Source organism: Rhodococcus sp. NPDC059234, from assembly GCF_042754225.1.
In the GTDB taxonomy this organism is placed as follows: Bacteria; Actinomycetota; Actinomycetes; order Mycobacteriales; family Mycobacteriaceae; genus Rhodococcus_G.
On the sequence record NZ_JBHZAH010000222.1, the window covers coordinates 1 to 1,559 of the forward strand.

At 65.9% G+C, this 1,559-nt stretch carries 1 protein-coding gene; it reads right to left on the reverse strand.

The features are described from left to right. Window positions 1-50: 50 nt before the first annotated feature. Window positions 51-1,304 carry a cytochrome P450 gene (locus tag ACFXGJ_RS24380; RefSeq protein WP_378625849.1) on the reverse strand — a complete coding sequence of 418 codons (1,254 nt, stop codon included), beginning with the start codon at window positions 1,302-1,304 and terminating at the stop codon, window positions 51-53. Window positions 1,305-1,559: the final 255 nt, after the last annotated feature.

The window sequence follows — 1,559 nt, forward strand, 5'->3', positions numbered from 1 at the left end:
GCGGTGAACCGCGCCGGCGCTGCCGTGGTGCTGCTGGTGGATCGACTGCCCTAGTGGGCGACCGGGCAACCGCCGGTCTTGTAGTCGACCTGGTACTCCTTGATGCCGTTGAGCCAGCCGGAGCGCAGCCGGCGGGTGTCCCCGGCCTCGACGATGTCCGGCAGGAAGTCCGCGATCGCGTTGAAGATCAGGTCGATCTCCATGCGGGCCAGGTTGGCGCCGAGGCAGTAGTGGGCGCCGGTGCCACCGAACGACAGGTGCGGGTTCGGGTCGCGCAGGATGTTGAACTTCTCCGGGCTCTCGAACACCTCCTCGTCGAAGTTCGCCGACACGTAGTTCATCACCACGCGCTGGCCCTTCTTGATCGCCACGCCACCGATCTCGGTGTCCTCGAGCGCGGTGCGCTGGAACGCGGCGACCGGGGTGGCCCAGCGGATGATCTCGTCGGCCGTGGTCTTCGGCCGCTCCTTCTTGTACAGCTCCCACTGCTCGGGATTGTCCATGAAGGCCTTCATGCCGTGCGTGGTGGCGTTGCGGGTGGTCTCGTTGCCGGCCACCGCGAGCACGATCACGAAGAAGCCGAACTCCTCCGGGCTGAGCACGTCGCCGTCGACGTCCGCCTCGATGAGGGTGGTGACGAGATCGTCGGCCGGGTTCGCCTTGCGGGCCTCGGCCATCTGGTACGCGTAGCCGAGGATCTCCATCGACGCGGCCGCCGGGTCGATGTCCGCGAACTCGGGGTCGTCGTAGGAGGTCATCTGGTTGGACCACTCGAAGACCTTGCCGCGGTCCTCCTGCGGCACACCGATGAGTTCGGCGATGGCCTGCAGCGGCAGCTCCGCGGCGACCTGGGTGACGAAGTCGCCGCTGCCCTCCGCGGCCGCGGCCTTGACGATGGCCTCTGCGCGGTCCCGCAGTTCTTCCTTGATCCCGTTGATCGCGCGGGGGGTGAAGCCGCGGGAGACCAGCTTGCGCAGCTTGGTGTGCTCCGGCGCGTCCTTGTTCAGGAGCACGAATCGCTGGAGTTCGATCTGCTCGCGCTGCATGTCGTCGGCGAAGCGCGGGATGGCGGTGTTCTCCCAGGTGGAGAACACGTCGCTGCGCTGCGAGACGTCCCGGATGTCCTCGTGCCGGGTGACCAGCCAGTAGCCACCGTCGTTGAACCCGCCGACACCGTCAGGCTGCTCCACCCAGAACACCGGCTCGGCCTTGCGGACCTCGGCGAGTTCTTCCACCGGCAGCCGGTGTGCGTAGATGTCGGGGTCCGTAAAGTCGAATCCCGCGGGAATGTTGGGCTGTGCCACTGTTGTCTCCTGCCCCCGCGATCGATGTCGCAGGTGATCTGTAACACGTTCTATAAACATTGAATCACAGGCCCTCCGTATAGGGAAGATCCGTGGGCATAGTCCTTGCCCCCGCGATGAACCTGTTCTACTTTTCAAGGTACAAAGGGAAAGGAGCCCGCCGTGGGCACACCAGTAATCGTCGAGGCAGTTCGCACCCCCATCGGCAAGCGCGGCGGTTGGCTGTCCGGGCTGCACGCCGCGGAGACCCTCGGG